Raw genomic sequence first — 20530 nt, 5'->3', positions numbered from 1 at the left:
TTCCTCCCCCTTGCGATAACGCAGGGAGACCCTACATGAACCGCCGCCCCGTCAATACGGTGGTCGAGGCGGAAGGTCTCGGTCGGTCCTTCGGCCCCAAGCGGGTCCTGGACGACGTCTCGTTGACCCTCCGCGCCGGCGAGGTGACCGGATTCGTCGGCGCCAACGGCGCCGGCAAGTCCACCACCATCCAGCTGATGCTCGGCCTGCTGCACGGCGAGGGCAGCACCCGCTACCTCGGCCGCCCCCTGCACGCGTGGGGCGCTCCGGGGACCGTCGTCGGTGCGGTGCTCGGCGGGGTCGCCGGCCATCCCCGGCACCGCGTACGGACCCACCTGCGCATGGTGGCCGCCGGCAGCGCCGCGGACGACCGGCGGGTCGACGAGCTCCTGGCGACCGTCGGCCTGACCGGGGCGGCCGGGCTGCGGCTGGACCAGCTGTCGCTCGGGATGTCCCAGCGGGTCGCCATCGCGCAGGCCCTGCTGGGGGATCCGCCCGTACTGATCCTGGACGAGCCGGCGAACGGGCTCGACCCGCATTCGATCCGGTGGCTGCGGGAGTTCCTGCGCGGGCAGGCCGAGGAAGGCGGTCGGGCCGTCCTGGTGTCCAGCCACTTCCTCGGGGAGATGGAGCAGTTGGCCGACCGGGTGGTGGTGCTCTCGCGCGGCCGGGTCGTCGCCGCCTCCCCCATGGCGGAGCTGCTGGAACGGGCCGCCGACCGGAGGGTGGTGACCGTGGAGTCGCCGGACCTGCCGGCCCTCGCCGGGCTCGTCGCGGCGGCCGGTGGCCGGCTCGACGCCACGGGCGGGCAGAGCGGGCGCGTCACCGGCCTGGACCGGGTCCGGATCGGCACCCTGGCCGCCGAGAACCGGCTGCCGCTGTACTGGCTGCACGAGGCGGGACCCTCCCTGGAGGAGTTCTACCTCGGCATCGCGGAAGAGGAGTTCAAGATCTCATGAGGTCGCCGGCCGCCGACCCGTCGCCCGACGCGACCGCCACCACCACCGCCACCACGACCGCCACCACCACCGGCACCGCTTCGAAGGCCGGGTCGCCCCTCATCCCGGCGCCCCTCACCCCCGTGCCCCGCGCCGAGGCCTTCCGTCGGGCCTGCCGCTACGAGTGGCGCCATCTGGCCGGGCTGCGTTCCACCTGGGTGCTGCTCGGCGTCGCGGCGGTGCTGAGCCTGCTCACCGGGATCACGGTCCTGCTCGACGTCGACGCGGGCGAGCCGCCCATGAGCGCGGCCGCCGCGGCCGACGTCGTCACCTGGGCTCCGCTGGCCACGCAGGTCCCCGCCCTGTGCTTCTTCCTGCTCGTCCTCGGCACCGGCCCCGTCTCCACCGACCTCGTGCGCGGGGCCGCCCGTACGACGTGGCTGGCGGTCAACGGGCGCGGTACCGCCTACGCCGCCAAGTGCCTCGTCGGCTTCCTGGTCGGGGCCGCCACGGCCGCCGCCGGTGCGCTGCTGGGCTCCCTGTCCTCCGCCCTCGTGCTGGCCGCGTCCGGTGCGGCGCAGCCCGAATGGGATCGGGTGGTGGTGCCCGCCCTGCGGTTCGGCCTGTGGATGGGCTGCTGGGCACTGCTCTGCCTCGCGCTGGTGTCCCTGATCCGCAGCCGGATCGTCCCGGTGCTGTTCCTGTGCATGTGGCCGCTGATCGTCGAGCGGCTGCTGGGCGGGCTGGTCGGCCGGATCCCGGGGCTGGACGGGATCGGCGGGCTGCTGCCGTTCGCGGCCGGCCGGGCGATGCTGACCGACGTGTCCGCGTACCCGGCGGACGACCGGCCGTTCGCCCGCGCGCTGGTGGGCTCCGACCTCGCCACGGCTCCGGCGACGGGCCTGTTCTGCCTCTACACCGTGCTGATCGCGGCCGCGGGGTGCTGGGCCTACTGCCGCAGGGACGCCAAGTCGGGCTGAACCCCCGCTCCACCCCGCGCACGTCCGTATCGCCGGGCGCCCCGGCGGGGTTGCCGTCGGGGCACCGGCCGTTCCGCCGCCGGACGGGCACGACGCCGGGGGCGTACCGCATGGCATCGGGCCGCTGGCGGCCGGACGCTATCCGGCGTTGCGGGCTCAGCCCTGACCCACGACCACGGCGTACGCCGCTTCGCGCACCTCCCGTTCGGGATGGTCGCGGAGCGCGAAGACGGCCTCGCGGCAGGGTTGGGTCCAGCCCTGCCGGATGCCGACGGCGTGCGCGAGGGCGACCGCGAGCAGGCCTTCGGCGAGGCCGTCGCCCATGGCGGTGACGGCGGCGAGCCAGGTGTCCGGGGTCTCCACCGCGTCCCCGTACCGGTGGCGCTCGTGCAGGGCCTGGGCCGTCCGCCCCGCGAGCACGGGCCGCCCCTCGACCGCGTCCGCGATCCCGCGCAGTGCCTCGGCCAGGTCCTTCGCGGGCGCGGTGACGTCGAGGGCGTCGACGAGGAGTGCGGCTCGCAGCGGCGTCAGGGCCGGTACGTCCGCCAGCAGGCGGGCCAGGGCTCCGCTCAGCGGGTTCGGGTTGTACCCGTTGCGGAGGAGGCCCTCCAGGCACCGCCGGGCCGGCAGGTCGGGGCCCGGCTTCCCGCGGGCGTCCCGGGATTCCCGTTCGCCGGCGGTGACGGTCTCCACGAGGCGGGTGACGACCCCGTGCAACACGCTGCCCGGTTCCGCGCCGCCCATCGGGTGGGGCAGGTCGGACAGGGCGACGGTGCGAAGGCTGTCGTGGGCGCGGCGCGCGAGGTCCCATGGGGCCGAAGGTTCGGTGCACAGATCGCTCAGGATCCCCAAGGCCTCGGGCGCGTAGCGGGCCCAGACCCCGAGGGCGGACACCGCCTCGGCGGCCACCTCCCTGTTCGGGGCGACCGCGAGCCGGGCGACCAGCGTCCCGTACCGGGAACGGTGGGGTGCGGGGACTCCGAGGGGCGTGCGCTCCAGGAACGCCTTCTGCGCCCCGGTGGGGCCGTGGGCGACGATCCGCTCCACCAACTCCACCGCACCGGGCGCCGGGAGCAGCGGCACCGCCAGAGCGGTGACGGCGATCCGTACGTCGGGATGGCCGTGGGGGTCCCTCGCCACCGCGGCGAGGAGCTCGGCGGCGGCTTCCGGCGGCAGGTGCAGGACCGCCAGGCGGGCGGCCGACTTGCGGACGGTCACCTTCACCCCGCTCTCGCGGGTCAGCAGGTCGCGCAACAGGGCGGCGAGCAGGCTGGGGCGTACGCGGTCCGCGACGCGTCCCGCCGCGGCCCACGCGGTCGCCGCACCGTCCGTGCCCGCGTGGTCGAGCAGGGTCGTGAGGGCGTCGTCCGGGGCCGTTCCGTGGCCCGAGGCCTCCAGTGCGGCACGCGCGAACACCGGCGGGACGGCGTCGTCTTGGGGCTGCACGGAGGGCAGGTACTCCCGGACGAGGGCGGGTCCGTGTTCCGGTACGCAGGCCACGGCGTGCAGCAGTTTCGCGCGGTCGTCCAGGCTGCGGGCGTCGTCGGCGAGGGCCGCCCGCACCAGCCCGACCGCCGCTTCCTGCTGCCGGGGCGTCCACCGGTCGGCGTACCGGAGGTCGGGCAGTTCGCGCGGCGCGCCCGGCTGCGGGAAGCGGCCCGGGGGCGGCGTCGCGACGAGGGCGCGGTCCAGGAGGTCCGTCCGCTCGGCGGCCAGTACGGCGAGCACGGGCGCGGTGAACACCGCCGACGGCTCACGGTCCAGCAGCTCGGCCACGCGTTCGCCGCGCTCGGACGGGCTGCCGCTCAGCCACAGGGCGGCCAGCCGGGGGAAGTCGGTGTCCGAGCAGGCGCCCAGGGCGCGGGCGAGCCGGTCCTGGAGCCCGGGGAGACGGTGCGCCCGGCGCCCGAAGGCCTCCCCCACTTCGATCAGGGGCCCGGCGTCGCCCCGGGCGGCGGCCCGGTCCAGCCACGGCAGGAGCCCTTCGAGGACGGCGCGGTCCCGGCCCGCGGGCAGGGTGCGGTTCGGCGTGCCGAGGTTCAGGGTGCCGGTGTGGGCGGTGAGTTCCTCGATGATGCGGACGGCGGCTGCCGCGGCGAACTCGCGCGTCTCGTCCGCCTGGCCCGCCTCGCCCGTCTCTTCCGCCTCGCCCGCCTGTCCGAGGAGTTTCAGCGCGAGCTCGCCCACCATCCATTGGGTCGTGTCCGAGCAGTCCCTGGCGCCGAGTGCGTTGCGGCACAACCGTTCCAGCGGCCCTGGCGTCGGCCCGGCTCCCGCCACCGCGGCGGCCAACAGCCCGCCGGGCAGTCGCCCGAAGTCCTCCAGCACGGACCAGCGCACCGGGTCCCGGTCGTTGGCCACCCGGGCCGCCGCCAGGGTCATGACCTCGGCCACGACCACGCCGTCCCCGCTGAGGCGGGCGTTCTCGATGAGCGAGCCCCAGAGCATCTCCCGCTCTTCGGCGTCGGCGCCCGTGAGCGCCGCGAGCATCGGCGGCCGGGCCTGTTCCGGCGGCAGGAGGGCGATCGTCCACCAGATGTCCCAGTCCGATCCGTCTTCGGCGCGGAGCTCCTCGATCCTCGCGGTGGCCTCGGCGTACCGCTGGGGCACGGGCAGCGCGGCGAGTACGCGGTTGCGCAGATGGTTCATGCCGCGGTGCGGGAGGTGCGCGGCGACGGCCGTCGTGAAGGCTTGGCGGCGGGACGGCGGCACCAGGTCGAGCAGGGTGGTGAAGGCCTCGCGGTTGAACCACCGGGCGGCGTACCGGGGCAGCGACGGCGGATCGGCGTCGAGGAGCTGCCGCAGGACCCGCCGGCTCGGGGTCGGCTCCCAGCGGGCGGTGCTGCGCCCGGGAGCGGCGAGCCATCGCGTGACGCGCTCGGCGTCCGCCGCGACGAGGTCGCCCAGCCGGTCGTACACCGGCGCCGGCAGCCGGCCGGGGCCGTGGCGTTCCAGCAGTTCGAGGACGCGTTCCGGGGCGGCGGGCAGGGCGGCCCCGATGCCCGTGGCGTGCCGTGTCCACCAGGTGTCGCGGTGCCAACCGGACAGGGCGGCGAGTTCGCGTTCGGCGTGGTCGAGCACGGCCAGGGGGTGGCGCAGGCCCAGCCGGCCCCAGCCCTCGAAGGGCACCGCCGCGGCGAGCTCCGGCAGCATCCGCGCCGCGAACTCCGAGGAGCAGCCGGGCAGCAGGCGGGCCGCGTCACGGTCGCCGTACTCGGCGCGCAGGCGCGGCACGAGCCGCTCGGCGAGCGCGGACCGGCCGCCGTCGCCGCCCTCGCACAGCAGTCGTGCCAGGTCGCCGCGGACCGCGGCCGGAGCGTCGTCGTAGGCCGTCTCGACGGCCCGGTCGGGCACGGGCAGGCGTCGGGCGCCCCGGAGCGCGTAGCGGCGTACGACGGGATCGGGATCGGCGAGCCGGGCCGCCAGGTGGGGTACGTCGCCGCCGACCAGCGCGGCCAGGGCGGCGAGCCGGCGTCCGTACGGGCCGTGGGCCTCCAAGTCGGCGAGCATCGGCCGGAGTTCATCGCAGTCGGCCAGGCGGCGGGCGGTGACGGCGGTGAGGCGGAGCCGGGCGGGGTGCGGGAGGGGGGTCACGGCGGCGAGCAGTTGCTCGGCGGTATCGATCATCGCGGCCCATTGTGCGCGCGGCCCCCACGAAGCCCCACCGATTTTCCCCACCCGCCCACCCACCTCCCGGGGGCTGCGCCCCGGACCCCGCGCCTCGAACGCCGGCGGGGCCTGAGTCGTCCGTCGAGGAGCGGGGCGGCTCGGCGATTCGCGCCGCCGGGACCAGGGGCCGTGTCAGGCAATACCCCGTGGTCAGTCGACGGGCCGGAGTGCCCGCTCGGATCGCAGCCCCGCCCAGGCGGCCACGGCGGCCAGGGCCGCGGCCCCTGCGAGGGCGAAGCCTCCGGTCATGGGTGACGGATCGAGCGGGGCCTGGTTCCAGAGGTACAGCTGGTACTGGGCCTCCGAGGGCAGGTCCAGCAGATCGGCGATCCACCGGTGCGGCAGGAACGGCGCCGCCGGGAGCATCACCAGCGGCGCGGTCACCAGCAGCGGGCCGATCCCGAGCGCGAGGGTCCCGATGACGCTGCGGAGCAGGGCTGCCGCACATCCGGCCAAGGAGATGAAAAGGATCTGGACGAGGAGGGCGGCGGCGATCGCGCCGACGGCCTGGCTCCAGGTCGCGGACTCTGCGGGCACGGGAGGCGGCACGTGTACCACGGCGCCGCCGCCGAACCCCGGGGGCACCGCGCGGGGCCGCACCGGCCACAGCACGCCGAACACCGAGGTGGACAGCCACAGCAGCACACCGGTGACCAGCTGGACGGCGAGGGCCAGGGCGAGCACGGCGCCGGCCTTGCGCGCCCACAACACCCCGACCCTGTTCTCGAACAGCCGCAGGGCTCCCCAGGTCCCGCCTTCCAGGGTCTGGCCGAGTCCGGTCGCGACGACCACTCCCGTGAGGAGGAGTCCGAGCAGGGTCGCGAACTGCCAGGCCGCTGCCCGCAGTGCGGATGGCAGTGAGGTGAGCGCCGATACCGAGGGATCGAGCGCCCCGTACGCGGCTCCCGCCATCCAGAGGCGGGCGACGAGACCCAGGGACACCACCACCGCGACCGCGGTCGCTCCCCAGACGGGAGCGGTCCAAAGGGCCCGCAGCTCGCTCACCCAGGCTGTCCCCAGCCCGCGTACCGGCCGCCGCCGCGTACCGGCCATCAGGCGCGGTCCCGGGTCCGGTTGAGACGGTCCAGCCCGAACCAGAGCAGGCCGATCAGGGCCAGGGTCGGCAGGACGCGGAGCAGAACGGGGGCGGTGGAGGGATCGGTGGATATCCAGAAGTGGTCCCAGACCCCGTCCACCGCGCCGAAGCCGACGAGGTCGGCCAGCGCGCCCCCGGGAAGCCACGCGCCGAGTCCCGGCGCGGCGGAGGTGCGGACCACCAGGACGAGCAGCAGCATCCCGGCGAGGAAGGTGCGCAGCGGCTGGCGCAGCAGTGCGCCGAGGGCGACCGCGACGGCCGCGGCCCCGGCCAGCACGGCGGCACCGGCCAGTACGCCGAGTGAGGTGTCGGCGAGGACGGAACCGAAGGTGCCCGGCGAGGGCAGCGGATACGCGCTGCGGCCGTAGAGCAGTCCGAACGCGCACGTCACGGCGGCGGACAGGCACAGCAGGGCCAGGCTCCACACCCAGACGGCGATGGATTTCGCCGCGAGCAGGCGGCTGAGACGGGACTCGTACAGGAGGAGCGGCACGATGCTGCCCCGGCTCCATTCACCGGCGACGGAGAAGGCCGCCAGCATGACGAGGAGCGCGAGCCCGGGCACGGACGTCAGCAACCGGACGGTCCACAGCAGCGAGCCCACCGGGTGCTGGGCTTGTGCGGCGCGGACCCCCTCGGCGGTGAACCGGTCCTGGATCCGCTCCAGCCCTGCGGCCTGCGTGGGCACGTCCGCCAGGCACTTGGCCTTCTGCGTCGGGTCGTTCCGCGGGGAATTGCACGATTCGGGGAGGAAGTCGAGGTTGGCCCGCACCTGCGTGACGTTGTGCGAGGACATGCTCTGGCTCACCCAGGCGCAGTAGAGCGAGCCGAAGACGAACATCGCGGCGAGGGTGAGTGCGAGCGGGTGCCGCAGAAGCCGCCTGGTTTCGGCCCGGACGAGGCGGTTCACCGGCGGCCGCCGTTCCCGACGAGCCCGAAGAACCAGTCCTCGAAGGCGGCCGGACCGCTTTCGGGGTCGTAGCCGAGTGCGTCGAGGGTGCCCGCGGCGACGACGCGGCCCTGGGCGAGCATGATCACGCGGTGGCAGATCCGCTGGATCTCGTCGAGTTGGTGGCTGGAGACGAGGACGGCGGCCCCGCGCTCGGCCTCCTCGGCCACGATCCGCCGCACCATGCGCAGTCCCTCCGGATCGAGCCCGTTGGTGGGCTCGTCGAGGATCAGCAGGTCGGGTTGCTTGAGCAACGCCGCGGCGATGGCGAGGCGCTGTCGCATGCCTTGCGAGTACGTCCCGAGCCGCCGGTCGGCGGCTCCGGTCAGTCCGACGCGGTTGAGCGTACGGGCGATCCGCCCCTTGTCGGGCAGCCCTGCGGTGTCCAGGAGGGTGCGCAGCATGGCGCGTCCGGTGGACCACCGGTGGAAGGCGGGTGCGTCGAGCGCGGCTCCGAGCCGGTCGAGCTGCCGCGGCTGCATCGGCAAGGCCTCCCCGAACAGCCGGACTTCACCCGCATCGGGTGTGGACAGCCCGGTGATCACCCGCATGAGGGTGGTCTTGCCTGCGCCGTTGAGGCCGAGGAGGCCGACGATCTCGCCGGCCTCCAGGCTCAGATGGACCCCTTCCAGCACGGAGTGCTTCCGGAAGCTCTTGGTCACTTCGTGACAGGAAAGGACACTCATCGTCTGAGATTACTTCCAGTTGTAAACGACGCGGCCCGACGAGTGCACGTAGGCGGGAGCGTTGGCTATCTGCATGTAGTAGTCGCCGGCCGGGGCGTTGTTGAACTCCTTCCAGTACGTGCCGTTGTCGCAGGACCAGTCACGCCAGGCGACCCACTGGTCGGGCTGCCAGGACTTGTCGATCTTGAAGTCGTAGCCGACGCGACCCTGGGCACCGTTGCTCGTGGCGCACGCGTCCTGCGTGGCCGCCTGGCTGTTGCCCGGCGCGTACCAGCGACCGGTCTCCGCACCCACACCCTCGTCGGTGAAGGAGAAGTACTTGACCTGCGTGTACGCAGCGAGGGCGTTCGGCGCGAGTGCGCCGACGAGGCCTGCTGCGAGTGCGGCCGTCACCACGGCCGACTTCATGCGAGTACGCATGGGTTCCCTCCCGTTGGCTCCACCTTCCCCGGTGGAGTCCGTGCACCGCGTGCCGCTGTCGGCACCCGGCCGTAAATGATCTTCAAATCGGACGCAGTTGAATCTAGGTTCGAGCCGCTCGTGATGGTGTGCGTCGAGTGCCGGGTTTCTGTGCATCGAGTGCTGCGCGGCGGCGTCTTCCGCGGGCCCCGTCGGGGGTTCATTCCCCTGCGGGGCAGGCCCGCGTCCCGGACGGCAGTCGGCCGTCGACGAGGAAGCGGTCCACGTACTCCTGCACGCACCTCGACGACGAGTAGCCGGTGTGCCCGTCGCCCTTGAAGTCCACGATCACCGCCGAGCCGAGACGTTTCGCCGTCTCCTCCGTCCACTCGTACGGCGTGGCCGGGTCGCCGCGGGTGCCGACGAGGAGCATCCGCGGGGCGCCGGGATGGTCGATCCTGCGGATGAAGTCGGTGCCGGCGGGGCGCCCGTAGCAGGCGAGGACGGTCGCCAGCTGGTTCGGCCCGAAGATCTTCGACGCCTCCAGGAACTCGTCCCGGAGCCCGTTCTGGACCTCCACCAGCGCCCGCGCGGTGGCGGCCTGCGAACCCTTGGTCTTCAGCCGGTCGGGGTCGTCCGCGCAGTTCACCGCGATCAGCGCGGACGTCGCGTTGTCGGCGGGCACGGCACCGGTGCCGGTGCCGCCGTCTCCGTCGCCGCCACCGCCCGGGGTGACGTCCGTCGGGCCGCCGAGCTGGAGCAGCCCGACCGGGTCGTGGTCGCGTTCGACCAGGGCGAGTGCCGCGGCGAGGTCGGGCCACATGGCCTTCGAGTACAGGGCGGCGCCGATCGCGGCGACCGCGTCCTGCCCGGTCACGGGCGAGCCGTCGTCACCGATCAGCGGCTCGTGGTCGAGCCGTTCGACGAGCGCGGCGACCTTCTCCTTCGCGGTGCGGGTGTTGGTCCCGTAGACGCAGCCGGGCAGGTGGGCGCACCAGGTGAGGAAGTTGTCGAGGGCCCGCTGCTGGCCGCGCGCCGATACGAGGGCCTGCTCGGAGAGCGGTTCGCCGAGGGTGTCGACCCCGTCGAGCACCATGCGGCCGGTCTTGTCGGGGAACTGCGCGGCGTACACGGCGCCGAGCCGGGTCCCGTAGGAGAAGCCGAGGAAGTCGAGCTTGTCCTCGCCCAGGGCCTGGCGTATCCGGTCCATGTCGCGGGAGACGTTGACGGTCCCGATGTACGGGAGCACGGGCCCGGAAGCCCGCTCGCACCGCCGGACCTCGGCGCGCAGGGCGGCGAGCTGGGCGGTGGCCGTCTCGGCGGTCTCGACGGTCTCCTCCCCCTCCCCCTTCCCCTGGCCTCGGCCGCAGGAGACGGGATCGCTGTGGCCGACGCCGCGGGGGTCGAAGGCGACCAGGTCGTAGCGCTTGCCGAGCTCGGCGAAGGCCTTGGGGTCGGCGGCGAGGTTGGCGATGCCGGGGGCGCCGGGGCCGCCGTAGTTGAGCACGAGCGAGCCGAGCCGCCGGTGGGGCTCGGCGGCGGGTATCCGGGCGAGGGCGAGACGGACGTGACCCTTGTGCGTGCCGCTGTAGTCGAGCGGGACGTCGAGGGTCGCGCAGCGCATTCCGTCGGGGACGTGCGGTTCGGGGCACGCGCCCCACCGGAGCCCGTGGTCCTGCTCCGCGGGGGCCGCGCCGAGTGCGGCCGCCAGCGCCAGTACGCCGACGGCGGCGGTTGCGGCGGTGCGGGTGCGGCGGGTGCGGGGCACGGAACCCTCCTCCGGGCGACCCCCCGGGCCCACCATAGGCGCGCCCCGGCCCGGCGGCACGTCCACCCGCGCCCCCGGGTGACCGCTGCCTCCGCCCGGACCGGGTCCTCAAACGCCGGACGGGCTGAAGCACCCTGGGGCTCCGCCCCCGACCCCGCGCCTCAAACGCCGGCGGGGCTGAAAAGATCGGGGGCTCCGCCCCCGGACCCCCGGTCCTCAAACGCCGGACAGGCTGGAATTGCCCTCCGGGCAATCCAGCCCTGCCGGGCGGGAACTGTAGCCCCGCCGGCGTTTGAGGCGCCGCCGGAGGCACATCCAGCCCGTCCGGCGTTTGAGGACCGGGGTCCGGGGCGGAGCCCCGTGGACTCGGCCCGCACCCGACCGCCGCGCGGTCCAAGGCGGAGCCCCGTGCGCTCGGGCCGTGCCCCGTTCGCCCGCCGCGCCGTGGGCTACCGGTACAGGTCCTCGATCCGCTCCGCATAGTCCCGTGCGACAGCCATCCGCTTCAGCTTCAGCGACGGCGTCAAATGCCCCCGCTCCTGCGTGAACTCCCCCGGCAGCACCGCGAACCGTCGGATCGATTCCGCCCGCGACACCAGCTGGTTCGCGTCGTCCACCGCCCGCTGGAGGTCCGCCAGCAGTTGTTCGTCCTGCACCAGCACCCTCATCGGCACGTCCTGCTTCTTGTGCATCTGCCGCCAGTGCGCCAGCCCGTCCGGCTCCAGGGTGATCAGCGCCGTCACGTACGGCCGGTTGTCGCCGACGACCATGCACTGGCCGACCAGCGGGTGGGCCCGGAGCCAGTCCTCCAGGGGGGCCGGGGCCACGTTCTTGCCGCCCGAGGTGATGATCACGTCCTTCTTGCGGCCGGTGATGGTGAGGTACCCGTCCGCGTCGAGCTCCCCGATGTCCCCGGTCGGCAGCCAGCTGCCGTACGGGACGCCCTGCCCGCTGTTCCAGTAGCCCGCGAAGACGTGCCGCCCGCCCAGCAGCACCTCCCCGTCGTCCGCGATCCGCACCGAGGTGCCCGGCAGCGGCCAGCCCACCGTGCCGAGGCGGGGCCGCTGCGGCGGGCTCACGGTGCTGGCGCCGGTCGTCTCCGTGAGCCCGTACCCCTCGAAGACCTCGATCCCGGCACCGGTGTAGAAGGCGGCGAGCCGCCGCCCCAGCGGGGAGCCGCCGCTCAGCACGTACCGCACGCGCCCGCCGAGCGCGGCCCGGATCCGCCGGTAGACCAGCGGGTCGTACAGCGCCCGCGCCGCCCTCATCCCCAGCCCCGGCGCCTTGCCCTTCCCCGTCCCCTCCACCGACTCGCCGAAGCTGCGCGCGATCCGGGCGGCCCGGTCGAAGGAGGAAGCCCGCCCCATCTTCTCGGCGGTCGCGCGGGCCGTGTTGTAGACCTTCTCCAGGACGTAGGGGATGGCGAGCAGGAACGTCGGCCGGAAGCCCGCGAGGTCCTCCAGCAGGTCCTCGGTACGGATGCTCGGCGCGTGCCCCAGCTTCACCCGCGCCCGCATGCAGCCGATGGCGACCATCCGCCCGAAGACGTGTGACAGCGGCAGGAAGAGCAGTGTGGACGCCGGGTCGCTGCTCACCGACTTGAAGACGGGGTGCAGCAGCTCCACCGCGTTGTCGACCTCGGCGAAGAAGTTCGCGTGGGTGATCACGCAGCCCTTGGGCTGTCCGGTGGTGCCGGAGGTGTAGACGAGGGTCGCGACGGATTCCGGCGTACGGGCCATCAGCCGCTCGTGCACCACCTGGTCGGGCAGGTGCTCGCCGGCCTTGACGAGCCGCCCCACCGCGCCCGTGTCGAGGGCCCACAGGTGCGTCAGCCAGGGCAGGGCGCTGCGTTCCATGCTGATCATGCGGCCCTGCGCGGTGTCCTCGACGGCGCACGCGACGGCGCCGGAGTCCTGGATGATCCAGCGGGCCTGCATGGCGGAGGAGGTCGGGTAGATCGGTACGGTGACCAGCCCCGCGGCCCAGCCGGCGAAGTCGAGCAGGGTCCACTCGTAGGTCGTACGGGCCATGATGGCGAGCCGGTCGCCCTCGCGCAGCCCCTCCGCGATCAGGCCCTTGGCGACGGCGAGCACCTCGGCCGCGAACTCGGCGGCGGTGACGTCGCGCCAGGTCCCGTCGGGCTCCTTGCGGGCGAGCACGGCCTCGCCGGGGGCCTGGCGGGCGTTCTCGAACGGTATGTCCCCGAGGGACCCCCGCTCCGGCACGGCGGCGAGCGCGGGCACGTACACCTCGCGCACGACTCCGTCGACCACGGTCTTGACGGGCTCGACCAGCTTCGGCGCGGCGGCGTCCAAGGCGTGTCCTCCTGGGTCAGTCAGGCGTTACCGCCGGTAATCTAGGCATGGCGCACCGCTGACGACCACCCCTCTGCACGGCTCCTTTCCACACCCCCCACATCGGCCCACACCGCCCACACCGCGCACATCGCCCCTCATCACGGTCGCGTCGGCCGGCCGCCCAGGGAGTTCAGGAGGGCGGCGCCGCGCTCTGCGTCGTCCACGCTCACCGCGAAGTCCTTGCCCTTGGAGCGGATGACCAGGCACTCGCCGCCGCGCAGCATCACGGTCGTACCGAGCCCGCTCAGCCGGTACCCCCAGCCGCCGACCCGCGCTGCCGTACGCTCCTCGACCCATGCCGACTCGATGTCCTCGGCGGCCCAGCGCCGTACCGGCCGGCCGAGCGGTCCGAAGGCGACCTCCAGGCCCTGCCCGGTGACGCGCGCCCGCACGGAGGAGAAGGCGAGGGTGAGCAGGGAGGCGAGGGCGAAGGGCGCGACGAGCAGCCACTCCGATCCCATCAGGCCGCCCAGCCCGGCGAGCGCGCCGGCGACGGCCACCAGTCCGGCGACGGCCGCGATCAGTTGGAGCCATGCGTTGGACGCGCGGGAGAGCCATACGAGCCGTTCACCGGTCGGGATGTCCATGCTGGGCCCGTCGACCGCGGATCGCCGCCGCCCGGCCGCGCCCCGGCGTCCCACCAGCACTCCGCCGAGAGCCGCGGACGCTGCCGCCACGAGCACGACGACGACCCAGCCGGTCGCCGATTCGGCCTGCCGCCAGTCCTCGTGGTCCAGGTTCGCCCGGACGATCGACGCCTGCGCACCGGCCAGGAGCACGCCGCCCGAGAGCAGCGCACCGGCCGCCCAACCCCGCGCCGCTCCCCCGGTCCACCGGGCCCCGATCGCGACGGCGAGCGCGAGGACGGCCCAGATCAGCGCCGGGAAGAGCGCCGCCGCCCACAGCGGCATGGAGCCGTCGGGCGGTCCGGAGAACCCGCCCCAGTGGGTCGCCAGCCGGTCCGGCAGCCGGCCGCTCGCGGCCAGGGGCAGGCCCACGAGTAACGCGGCGATCCCGACGGCCCAGGCGCCAACGCCCCACGCCGCCCCGTTCGTTCCACCGGAAGCACGGTCGCTCACGGCACCTCCCCGATCATCTCCATGAGGTCGGCCTTGCCGTAACCCAGGCGCGCCCCGTCGGCGACGAGTTCGCGCAGGCGCTCCATCAGCACCGACCGCCCGTCCGCACCGCCGGCCACGGTCACCCCGCGGCCCCGCCGGAACTCCAACAGGCCTTCGTCGCGCAACGTGCGCAGCGCCCTCAGAACGGTGTTGGCGTTCACGCCGAGCGCCTGCGCCAGGTCACGGGCGGGCGGGATGCGGTCGCCGGGGCCGCATTCCCCCTCGGCGATGGCACGCCGGATCGAACCCGCGACCTGCTCGTGCAGGGGGCGGGTGTCCGCGGTGTTCAGCCTCAACAACATGATGCCAATGACGCTAGCACCATCAATACCAGATGACCACGGCTCACAGACCGGCCGTGGACGGTCGCACACCCCGGGCCCGCCCTGATCTACCATCGGGCCGCCCCGCCGCAACCGGGTCAAACCGCACAGCTGCAAGGGGTTCCGTGTCTCGCATCATCGGCTACGCGTCCGGTGTCTTCGATCTCTTCCACATCGGGCACCTCAACATGCTCCGCCGGGCCCGCACCCACTGCGACCACCTCGTCGCCGGGGTGCTCCCGGACGAGGTCGCCGCGCACAAGGGAAGCGCGCCGGTGGTCCCGTTCGACGAGCGACTGGAGATCGTACGGTCCGTGCGGTACGTCGACGAGGCCGTCGCCGACACCACGCTCGACAAGCTCGACGCGTGGCGACGGATCGGCTTCCACCGCCTGTTCAAGGGCGACGACTGGCGCGGCACCGAGCGCGGGGCGCGGTGGGAGCGGGACTTCGAGGCGGTGGGCGTGGAGGTCGTGTACCTGCCGTACACCGCCCATGTCTCCAGCAGCGCGCTGCGCCGCGAGCTGGAACTGCTGGTCGAGCCGGACGGCGCGCCTCTGGGGCACTCCGCCGACCTGTGAAGCACCTGAGCCCTGGGCTCGATCGGCCGCCGGTGCGGTCAGGGCCCGGCTCTCACGTCACCCTCCGGGGACCCCCTCCCGCGCATGTGCTCCAGATCACTCAACCTCTTCGCCGGTTCGGGTCGTCGAGAGGGCGATCACCGAGGAGGGGACATGCCAGGAGCTGTCGGCGACGCCGAGTTCGCCGAGTTCACACGGGCCCGTTGGGGGCCTCTCGTGCGCTTCGCGTACGGCCTGACGCTGGACGTCGGCCGTGCCGAGGACCTCGTACAGGAAGCACTGGTCCGCTTCTGGCGTGTACGCGGCCGGACGGCGGTCGAGCGGCCGGAGGCGTACGTGCGCCGCACGCTCGTCAACCTGGCCGTGACGGCCGGGCGGCGCCGCTGGTGGAGCGAGCGGGTCCTCGGCCGCGTGCCGGAGACCGCCGGTCATCCCGAGTCCGATCCCGGCCACGGCAGTGCCCAGCGCGACGAACTGCGCCGCGCCCTGGCGCGGTTGCCCGCACGCCAGCGCGTGGTCGTGGTGCTGCGCTACGTCGAGGACCTGTCGGAGGTCCAGGTCGCGGACCTGCTCGGGTGCTCCATCGGCACCGTCAAGTCCCATGCGTCGCGAGGGCTCGCGGCACTGCGCGGGACGCCCGCGTTCCGGGCGGCTCCGGAGGCCGTGTCCGGTGTTCGTCTGGCTCGAGGGGAGGCCGCGGGATGAGCGGTAGCGGTAGCGGTAGCGGTACGGAGCAGGTACTGAAGGAATCGATCGGCGAAGTGGCCGACGGGTACCGGGCGACGGGTGATCCCTTCGTCCGCGTCGAGAAGGCCGTCCGACTGCGCCGACGCAGGAACCGGAGGCTGGTGGGCGCGTCGGTGGCCACCGTGGCCGCTGCGTCGGTCGGCGTCATGGCCGCCCTGCCCGGCGACCCCGGGCAGCGGTCCGTGGGACCGGCCGCGACCTCGCCCGCCGGGCCGGCAGGCGAGGTGCTGCCGGGCTACGAGATGGTGCCCGGCACGGTCTACCGCGTCGCGCGCGGAACGTACACCGGCATCGAGTGGCAGGTGGGGTCTGCCGAAGGCCGGGCGGGCCAGGCGTGCATGGTCTCGCGGAACGCGCTGCTGGGCGGGATCGGCGCGTGCTTCCCCACGGGGGACGGCAGGATCCACTGGGCCGCCGCCTCACCGAACACGGTGGGGTCGCCCGAACAGCCGTTCACGATCGTCGGGGTCGCCCCTGCGGGTGCTGCGCGGGTCAAGGTCGTGCTCTCCGACGGTTCCCGAGCGCAGGCGGAGACCGTCGCGACCCCCACCGCCACGGACACGCGCCTCTTCTCCGTGCTCGTCCCGTCGAGCATCCGCCAGCAGGTGCACGTGCAGGCGTTCAACGCGGCGGGCAGCCCCGTGGGCGGGCCCGTGTCGGCCGATGACAAGCAGGACTTCAAGGACCGGACGCCGCCGTGGTGCCGGACCGGCGGCGACCACCCCGAGGGCGGGCCGGACCCGACCACCGGGCCCCCCACGATGTCCGACCTCGTTGCCGGCGCCCCGTGCGGAACCCCGAGCTCGGCCCTGGGCAGGCCCGTCTCACCCACGTCGGCACCGCCCCCCTCCGGCCTGCCTCGATAAGAACGCCCCCCATCGGAAGAACCTCTGAACTGAAAGCGAGAAGCGCTGTGACGTTACGCAGGACACGAACCCTTGCCGCCGCTCTGACCGTCCCGATGGCCGTACTGCTGACCGGCGCCGGCATCGTCGGTACCGCCCAGGCGCGTCCACTCGCCCGTGTCGAGGCCGGCCCGCTGTCATGGTCGTCGTCATGGACGGCCAACCATCCCGACGTCGGCAATGCTTCGTTGCGTTCGACCGCCTCGGCAGGCGGGGCGACCGTCGCGGTGGGCCGGACCGAATGGTCTCCCGACGGCAAGGAAGGCATGAGCGCCCCCCTCGCCGTGCACATGGAGAACGGCAGCTGGAAGAAGCGGGAGCTGCCCGTACCCGCCGGGGCCCAGGGGCAGATGGAAGACGTCGCCGTGATCGGCGCCGCTGACGCGTGGACCGCCGGAAGCGTCGGCAACGCGCCGTATCTCGCCCATTGGGACGGCGCTACGTGGACGCAGGTGCCGGCTCCCGCCGAGCACCGGTTCGGCAGCTATCTCGGCGTATCCGCCTCGGGACCCGACGACGTCTGGGTCGTCGGTACGGGTTCGGAGACGGAGACGGTGAACGAACCGAACCGCGTCCTGCTCGCCCGGTACGACGGCAAGGCCTGGCACACCGTCCCGCTGCCCGCGGACGCGGCCGGCCCCGAAGGCTGGGACCGGAACTGGATGAGCGGCATCAGTGTGCTCGGCCCGAACGACGTGTGGATCGCCGGCACCGGCCACGCCACGGTCCACTGGGACGGACGCACGTGGACGACCGTGCCCGTACCTCTGGCCGGGGACGCCGAGATCTGGTTCGAACGCGTACGGAGCCACCCGGTCCACGGCACCTGGGCCGTCGGCTACGCCTTCACGCCCGGCAAGCCGCGCACACCCGTGGCACTGCGCTGGAACGGGCGGGCATGGGAGCGGGCCGAACTTCCCGAGGACGACTGGGCCCAGCTGCTGGACATCACCTTCACCGCCCGCGGGCCGCTGGGCGTCGGCTACTGGAACAACAGGGAGACAGGGACGCACACGGGCTACGGCCTGCTGCTGCCGACCTGGCCCGGCCGCAGGGCCAAGCACCTGACCCTGCCCGGCGACAGCTTCCTGTTCTCCTCCGCGACCACAGGTCCCGGCGGAGTCGGGCTCTGGGTGGTCGGGGTCCGCGCGGGCGAATCCTGGCTGCTGGACCCCTTCGCCGCCACGGTGCCGCTCCCGCCGACGTACTGAGGCGCTCGGCAGGCCAGGGCCGCGGCCGCCTCGCCTAAGCGGCCGCAGCCGGCGGGCAGTCGCGGCAGCGGCCCGGCTGTGGGGCGCGGAAGGCACGGTCGCAGCCGTCGCAGTTCTGCATCGGCTGCGGGCGGGGTCTGGCCTGCTTGCCGCTCGGCGGGGCCGCCGGCAGGTGGGGCGGGAGGAGCGCGTTCAACCGGTACGCGAGTACGGAGGCCGGGTTGCGCATGGGCTCGGGAAGGTTCCCCGAGAGCGTCTGCCCGATGGCCACGGGATCGGCCCCGCGCTCCAGCCAGGTCGACATCCCGGGTGCGAGCCGTGCCACGTCCCGCTCGGACAGCAGCAGCCGGGGATCGTGCCGCCGCAGCCCCGCGAGCACGTCGGCGGCCTGCGGGTGCACGGCCTCCGGAGCCGGTGGCGGGGTGGGGGCGGGCTCGTATACGGGCTCGGCGGCCACCTGCGGCGCGGGCTCCGGCTCCAGCCGCGGCTGCGGCTCCGGCTCCGGTACGGGCTCGCGCGCCGGCGGCGGTGGCGATGGCGGGCCGCCCACCGGGACGTTCGGCTTGTTGTACGAGTACGTCCGCGTCACCACCCGCCCCGACGCCAGCCGCTCGCGCCGCCGCTCCAGGTAGCCGTGCCGCTCCAGCTCCCGCAGGGCCGACCCGATGCGGATCTCGCCCTCCGGGAACCACTCGGCGAGCGCCTTGACGCCGACCGGGGATCCCTCGGGCAGCGACTGGATGTACGCACCGATCCCGATCGCCGTCGCCGAGAGCCGGCGGTGCTGGAGGAGGTGGTTGCCCACCACGGTGAAGTGACTCGTGTGCGCCGAGTTGACGTGGACGACACCGGATCGAGCGGTCCCGGCGGGAACACGGGACGAGGCGCGCGAGGGCGCGCTAGGGTGCTGGAGAGCCATAAGGAAGGTGATCTCTTCCTGCTTGGTCAGGCCCTCGACCGGGATGCCAGTCCCGTCGGGGGCCGTCTCATGTCTGCTGTTGTCGGGCCGAGCATATGCCCGGCAACCGGCCCGAAATCCAGTCCAGTTGGCCCGATTCACCCGTCCGAGGGACTGGGAACGGTGGGGTGGGGTTGGTTGGTTTTTTCTCCCGGTTCTTTGAAGCCTTATGCGTCTAAGCACGCCGGGTCGCGGGCCCCCGGGACACGGCGTTGAGCGACACCTCCGCCCACACCACCTTGCAGGGAAGCGGCCCTTCCCTTACGCCCCAACGGTCCGCGAGCGCTTCGACCAGTACGAGCCCCCGCCCCGGGTCGCGGATCTCTGGGATCCGGTCACCCCGGGTGTCCGTCACCTCGATGAGGAGCGTGCCGGAGGTGACGCCGAGAGCCAGCCGGAAGTCCCGCCCGGCGACCCGGCCGTGGGTCACGGCATTGGTGACGAGTTCGGCGATGATCTGCGCCGGGACCTCCAGGGGGAGCCCCCAGGAGCGGAGTTGCTCGACGGCGAGCATCCGGCCGAGTCGGGCGCCGCGAGGGGTCGAGGACAGCTGGACGTGGAAATCGGCGAGTTGAAGAATCACGTCACTCAGCGTGGCGATGCGTGCGTACCGTGAGAAGGGACAACGCCCTTGCGTCCGGCTTTTGTCCGGCCGCTGTCCGATGCTGTCTGGGCTGTCCTGCCCTGGCCCGGGGAACGCAGCGTTGAGTGGTTCGGTCCGGCGGAGGTGGGTGTGCATGAGCGTGGACAGTGACGGTACGGAGGACGCAGGCTGGGACGTCGATCCCGACGACGAGCAGGGGGTGGCGGTCCTGGCCGCGCTCGGCCGCCAGCTCAAGGTATGGCGCGAGGAGGCGGGGGTCAGGGCCGCCGACTTGGGTACGCAGATCGGCTACGGAGAGGACCTCGTCCGCAAGGTCGAGGCAGGGAAGCGGATCCCCCGCCCCGAATACCTGGACAAGGTGGACGAGGCCCTACGGGCGGGCGGGAAGATCGTCGCAATGAAGACGGACATGGAACAGGTCCGCTACCCGAAGAAGGTCCGCGACCTGGCGAACCGCGAACGTCAGGCAGTCGAAATCGGGGCCTACCGGGTCCACGGAATACACGGTCTCTTGCAGACAGAGGACTACGCCCGGGCGCTCTTCGAGATGCGACAGCCCGCCTACAGCCAGAACGAAGTGGAGCGCTACGTTGCGGCCCGCATGGCCCGCCACGCGATCTTCGCGCGGGAACCCGCGCCGTCGCTCAGCATCGTCCAGGAGGAGGCCACCCTACGGCGCCCCATCGGAGGCACAATGGTGTGGCGGCAACAGCTCGAACGCCTGCTGGAGGTGAGCCGATTGCGTCACGCGGCCCTCCAAGTAATGCCGACGAACCGCGAGGTGCACGCCGGCATGGACGGTGGGATCGAGGTATTGAAGTTCGGGGACGGCACAGCGGTGGGCCGCTCAGAAGGCGCCTTCGGCGGGCGCCCGGTCTCCGACCCACGGCAGCTCCGGATCCTTGAGCTGCGCTATGGCATGATCCGAGCCCAGGCGCTCACACCCCGGGAGACGCAGGGCTTCATCGAGGGACTGCTGGGAGAAACATGACCGACACCACCGAGCTGCACTGGTTCAAGAGCAGCTACAGCGATGGCAGCGAGGGTGACTCCTGCGTCGAGGTCGCCTGGTTCAAGAGCAGCTACAGCAGCAGCAGCGACGGTAACGACTGCATCGAGGTGGCCGCCGTCCCCACCGCCGTCCTGGTCCGGGACTCCAAGGACACCCGCCTCCCCCACCTCACCATCGGCCGCCACGCGTGGACCGGCTTCGTGGCCCACGCGTCCGGCAGCTGACG

General features: G+C 73.3%; 19 protein-coding genes. 8 read left to right on the top strand and 11 right to left on the bottom strand.

Going from position 1 to position 20530, the window contains the following annotated elements:
* Positions 1-35: 35 nt before the first annotated feature.
* Both ACFYZL_RS01030 and ACFYZL_RS01025 read left to right on the top strand, forming a co-directional pair.
* Positions 36-959 (top strand): ABC transporter ATP-binding protein, encoded by a 924-nt coding sequence (locus ACFYZL_RS01030; protein ID WP_384745573.1) that lies wholly within the window; start codon positions 36-38, stop codon positions 957-959.
* The gene (locus ACFYZL_RS01025; RefSeq protein ID WP_384745571.1) at positions 956-1918 is read left to right on the top strand and encodes a hypothetical protein; all 963 of its coding nucleotides are present in this window, start codon (positions 956-958) and stop codon (positions 1916-1918) included. Before ACFYZL_RS01030 ends, ACFYZL_RS01025 begins: the two co-directional genes overlap by 4 nt.
* A gap of 156 nt (positions 1919-2074) precedes the next feature.
* Here ACFYZL_RS01025 and ACFYZL_RS01020 read toward each other — a convergent pair whose 3' ends face one another.
* From ACFYZL_RS01020 to ACFYZL_RS00980, 9 genes are all read right to left on the bottom strand, one after another.
* Complete coding sequence (locus ACFYZL_RS01020; RefSeq protein WP_388675033.1) at positions 2075-5545, bottom strand: hypothetical protein; 3471 nt, start codon at positions 5543-5545, stop codon at positions 2075-2077.
* Between the two features lie 192 nt (positions 5546-5737).
* On the bottom strand, positions 5738-6592 hold the full coding sequence (locus tag ACFYZL_RS01015) for a hypothetical protein (protein ID WP_388675030.1): 855 nt from the start codon (positions 6590-6592) through the stop codon (positions 5738-5740).
* Positions 6593-6639: 47 nt separating this feature from the next.
* Positions 6640-7593, bottom strand: coding sequence for a hypothetical protein (locus ACFYZL_RS01010; RefSeq protein ID WP_388675028.1), 954 nt, complete (start codon positions 7591-7593; stop codon positions 6640-6642).
* Positions 7590-8318, bottom strand: coding sequence for an ABC transporter ATP-binding protein (locus ACFYZL_RS01005; protein WP_388675025.1), 729 nt, complete (start codon positions 8316-8318; stop codon positions 7590-7592). Before ACFYZL_RS01005 ends, ACFYZL_RS01010 begins: the two co-directional genes overlap by 4 nt.
* 9 nt (positions 8319-8327) lie before the next feature.
* Positions 8328-8738 carry a hypothetical protein gene (locus ACFYZL_RS01000; protein ID WP_388675022.1) on the bottom strand — a complete coding sequence of 137 codons (411 nt, stop codon included), beginning with the start codon at positions 8736-8738 and terminating at the stop codon, positions 8328-8330.
* Between the two features lie 199 nt (positions 8739-8937).
* The gene (locus tag ACFYZL_RS00995; protein WP_388675019.1) at positions 8938-10485 is read right to left on the bottom strand and encodes an alpha/beta hydrolase; all 1548 of its coding nucleotides are present in this window, start codon (positions 10483-10485) and stop codon (positions 8938-8940) included.
* 449 nt (positions 10486-10934) lie between these two features.
* Positions 10935-12800 (bottom strand): AMP-dependent synthetase/ligase, encoded by a 1866-nt coding sequence (locus ACFYZL_RS00990; protein ID WP_384745913.1) that lies wholly within the window; start codon positions 12798-12800, stop codon positions 10935-10937.
* A gap of 140 nt (positions 12801-12940) precedes the next feature.
* Positions 12941-13921 carry a DUF1648 domain-containing protein gene (locus ACFYZL_RS00985; protein ID WP_384745912.1) on the bottom strand — a complete coding sequence of 327 codons (981 nt, stop codon included), beginning with the start codon at positions 13919-13921 and terminating at the stop codon, positions 12941-12943.
* Positions 13918-14265 (bottom strand): GntR family transcriptional regulator, encoded by a 348-nt coding sequence (locus ACFYZL_RS00980; protein WP_388675015.1) that lies wholly within the window; start codon positions 14263-14265, stop codon positions 13918-13920. The genes ACFYZL_RS00985 and ACFYZL_RS00980 overlap by 4 nt, the downstream gene beginning before the upstream one ends.
* Before the next feature lie 146 nt (positions 14266-14411).
* Between ACFYZL_RS00980 and ACFYZL_RS00975 the strand changes: the two genes are divergently transcribed.
* The 4 genes from ACFYZL_RS00975 to ACFYZL_RS00960 all read left to right on the top strand — a co-directional run bounded on the left by ACFYZL_RS00975 (position 14412) and on the right by ACFYZL_RS00960 (position 17730).
* Positions 14412-14867: an adenylyltransferase/cytidyltransferase family protein gene (locus tag ACFYZL_RS00975; RefSeq protein WP_388675012.1), complete on the top strand. Its 456-nt coding sequence runs from the start codon at positions 14412-14414 to the stop codon at positions 14865-14867.
* Positions 14868-15020: 153 nt separating this feature from the next.
* Positions 15021-15572: a SigE family RNA polymerase sigma factor gene (locus ACFYZL_RS00970; protein WP_384745909.1), complete on the top strand. Its 552-nt coding sequence runs from the start codon at positions 15021-15023 to the stop codon at positions 15570-15572.
* The gene (locus ACFYZL_RS00965) at positions 15569-16480 is read left to right on the top strand and encodes a hypothetical protein (RefSeq protein WP_388675009.1); all 912 of its coding nucleotides are present in this window, start codon (positions 15569-15571) and stop codon (positions 16478-16480) included. The genes ACFYZL_RS00970 and ACFYZL_RS00965 overlap by 4 nt, the downstream gene beginning before the upstream one ends.
* Positions 16481-16575: 95 nt before the next feature.
* Complete coding sequence (locus tag ACFYZL_RS00960; RefSeq protein WP_388675006.1) at positions 16576-17730, top strand: hypothetical protein; 1155 nt, start codon at positions 16576-16578, stop codon at positions 17728-17730.
* Between the two features lie 34 nt (positions 17731-17764).
* On the opposite strand, the gene ACFYZL_RS00955 is transcribed toward ACFYZL_RS00960, so the two are convergent.
* Together ACFYZL_RS00955 and ACFYZL_RS00950 are read right to left on the bottom strand one after the other, a co-directional pair.
* Entirely contained in the window at positions 17765-18649 is an 885-nt protein-coding gene (locus tag ACFYZL_RS00955; RefSeq protein ID WP_388675003.1) for a helix-turn-helix domain-containing protein, read from the bottom strand.
* Positions 18650-18863: 214 nt separating this feature from the next.
* Complete coding sequence (locus ACFYZL_RS00950; protein WP_384745905.1) at positions 18864-19271, bottom strand: ATP-binding protein; 408 nt, start codon at positions 19269-19271, stop codon at positions 18864-18866.
* A 154-nt stretch (positions 19272-19425) separates the two neighbouring features.
* Here ACFYZL_RS00950 and ACFYZL_RS00945 point away from each other — a divergent pair, with 154 nt between their 5' ends.
* Both ACFYZL_RS00945 and ACFYZL_RS00940 read left to right on the top strand, forming a co-directional pair.
* A complete protein-coding gene (locus ACFYZL_RS00945; RefSeq protein ID WP_384745904.1) occupies positions 19426-20283 on the top strand; it encodes a helix-turn-helix domain-containing protein in 858 nt (285 codons plus the stop codon).
* The gene (locus ACFYZL_RS00940) at positions 20280-20528 is read left to right on the top strand and encodes a DUF397 domain-containing protein (RefSeq protein ID WP_388675000.1); all 249 of its coding nucleotides are present in this window, start codon (positions 20280-20282) and stop codon (positions 20526-20528) included. The genes ACFYZL_RS00945 and ACFYZL_RS00940 overlap by 4 nt, the downstream gene beginning before the upstream one ends.
* Positions 20529-20530: the final 2 nt, after the last annotated feature.

The organism is Streptomyces sp. NPDC001717 (assembly GCF_042892775.1).
Lineage (GTDB): Bacteria > Actinomycetota > Actinomycetes > Streptomycetales > Streptomycetaceae > Streptomyces.
This window is presented reverse-complemented; position numbering and strand designations above follow the sequence as displayed.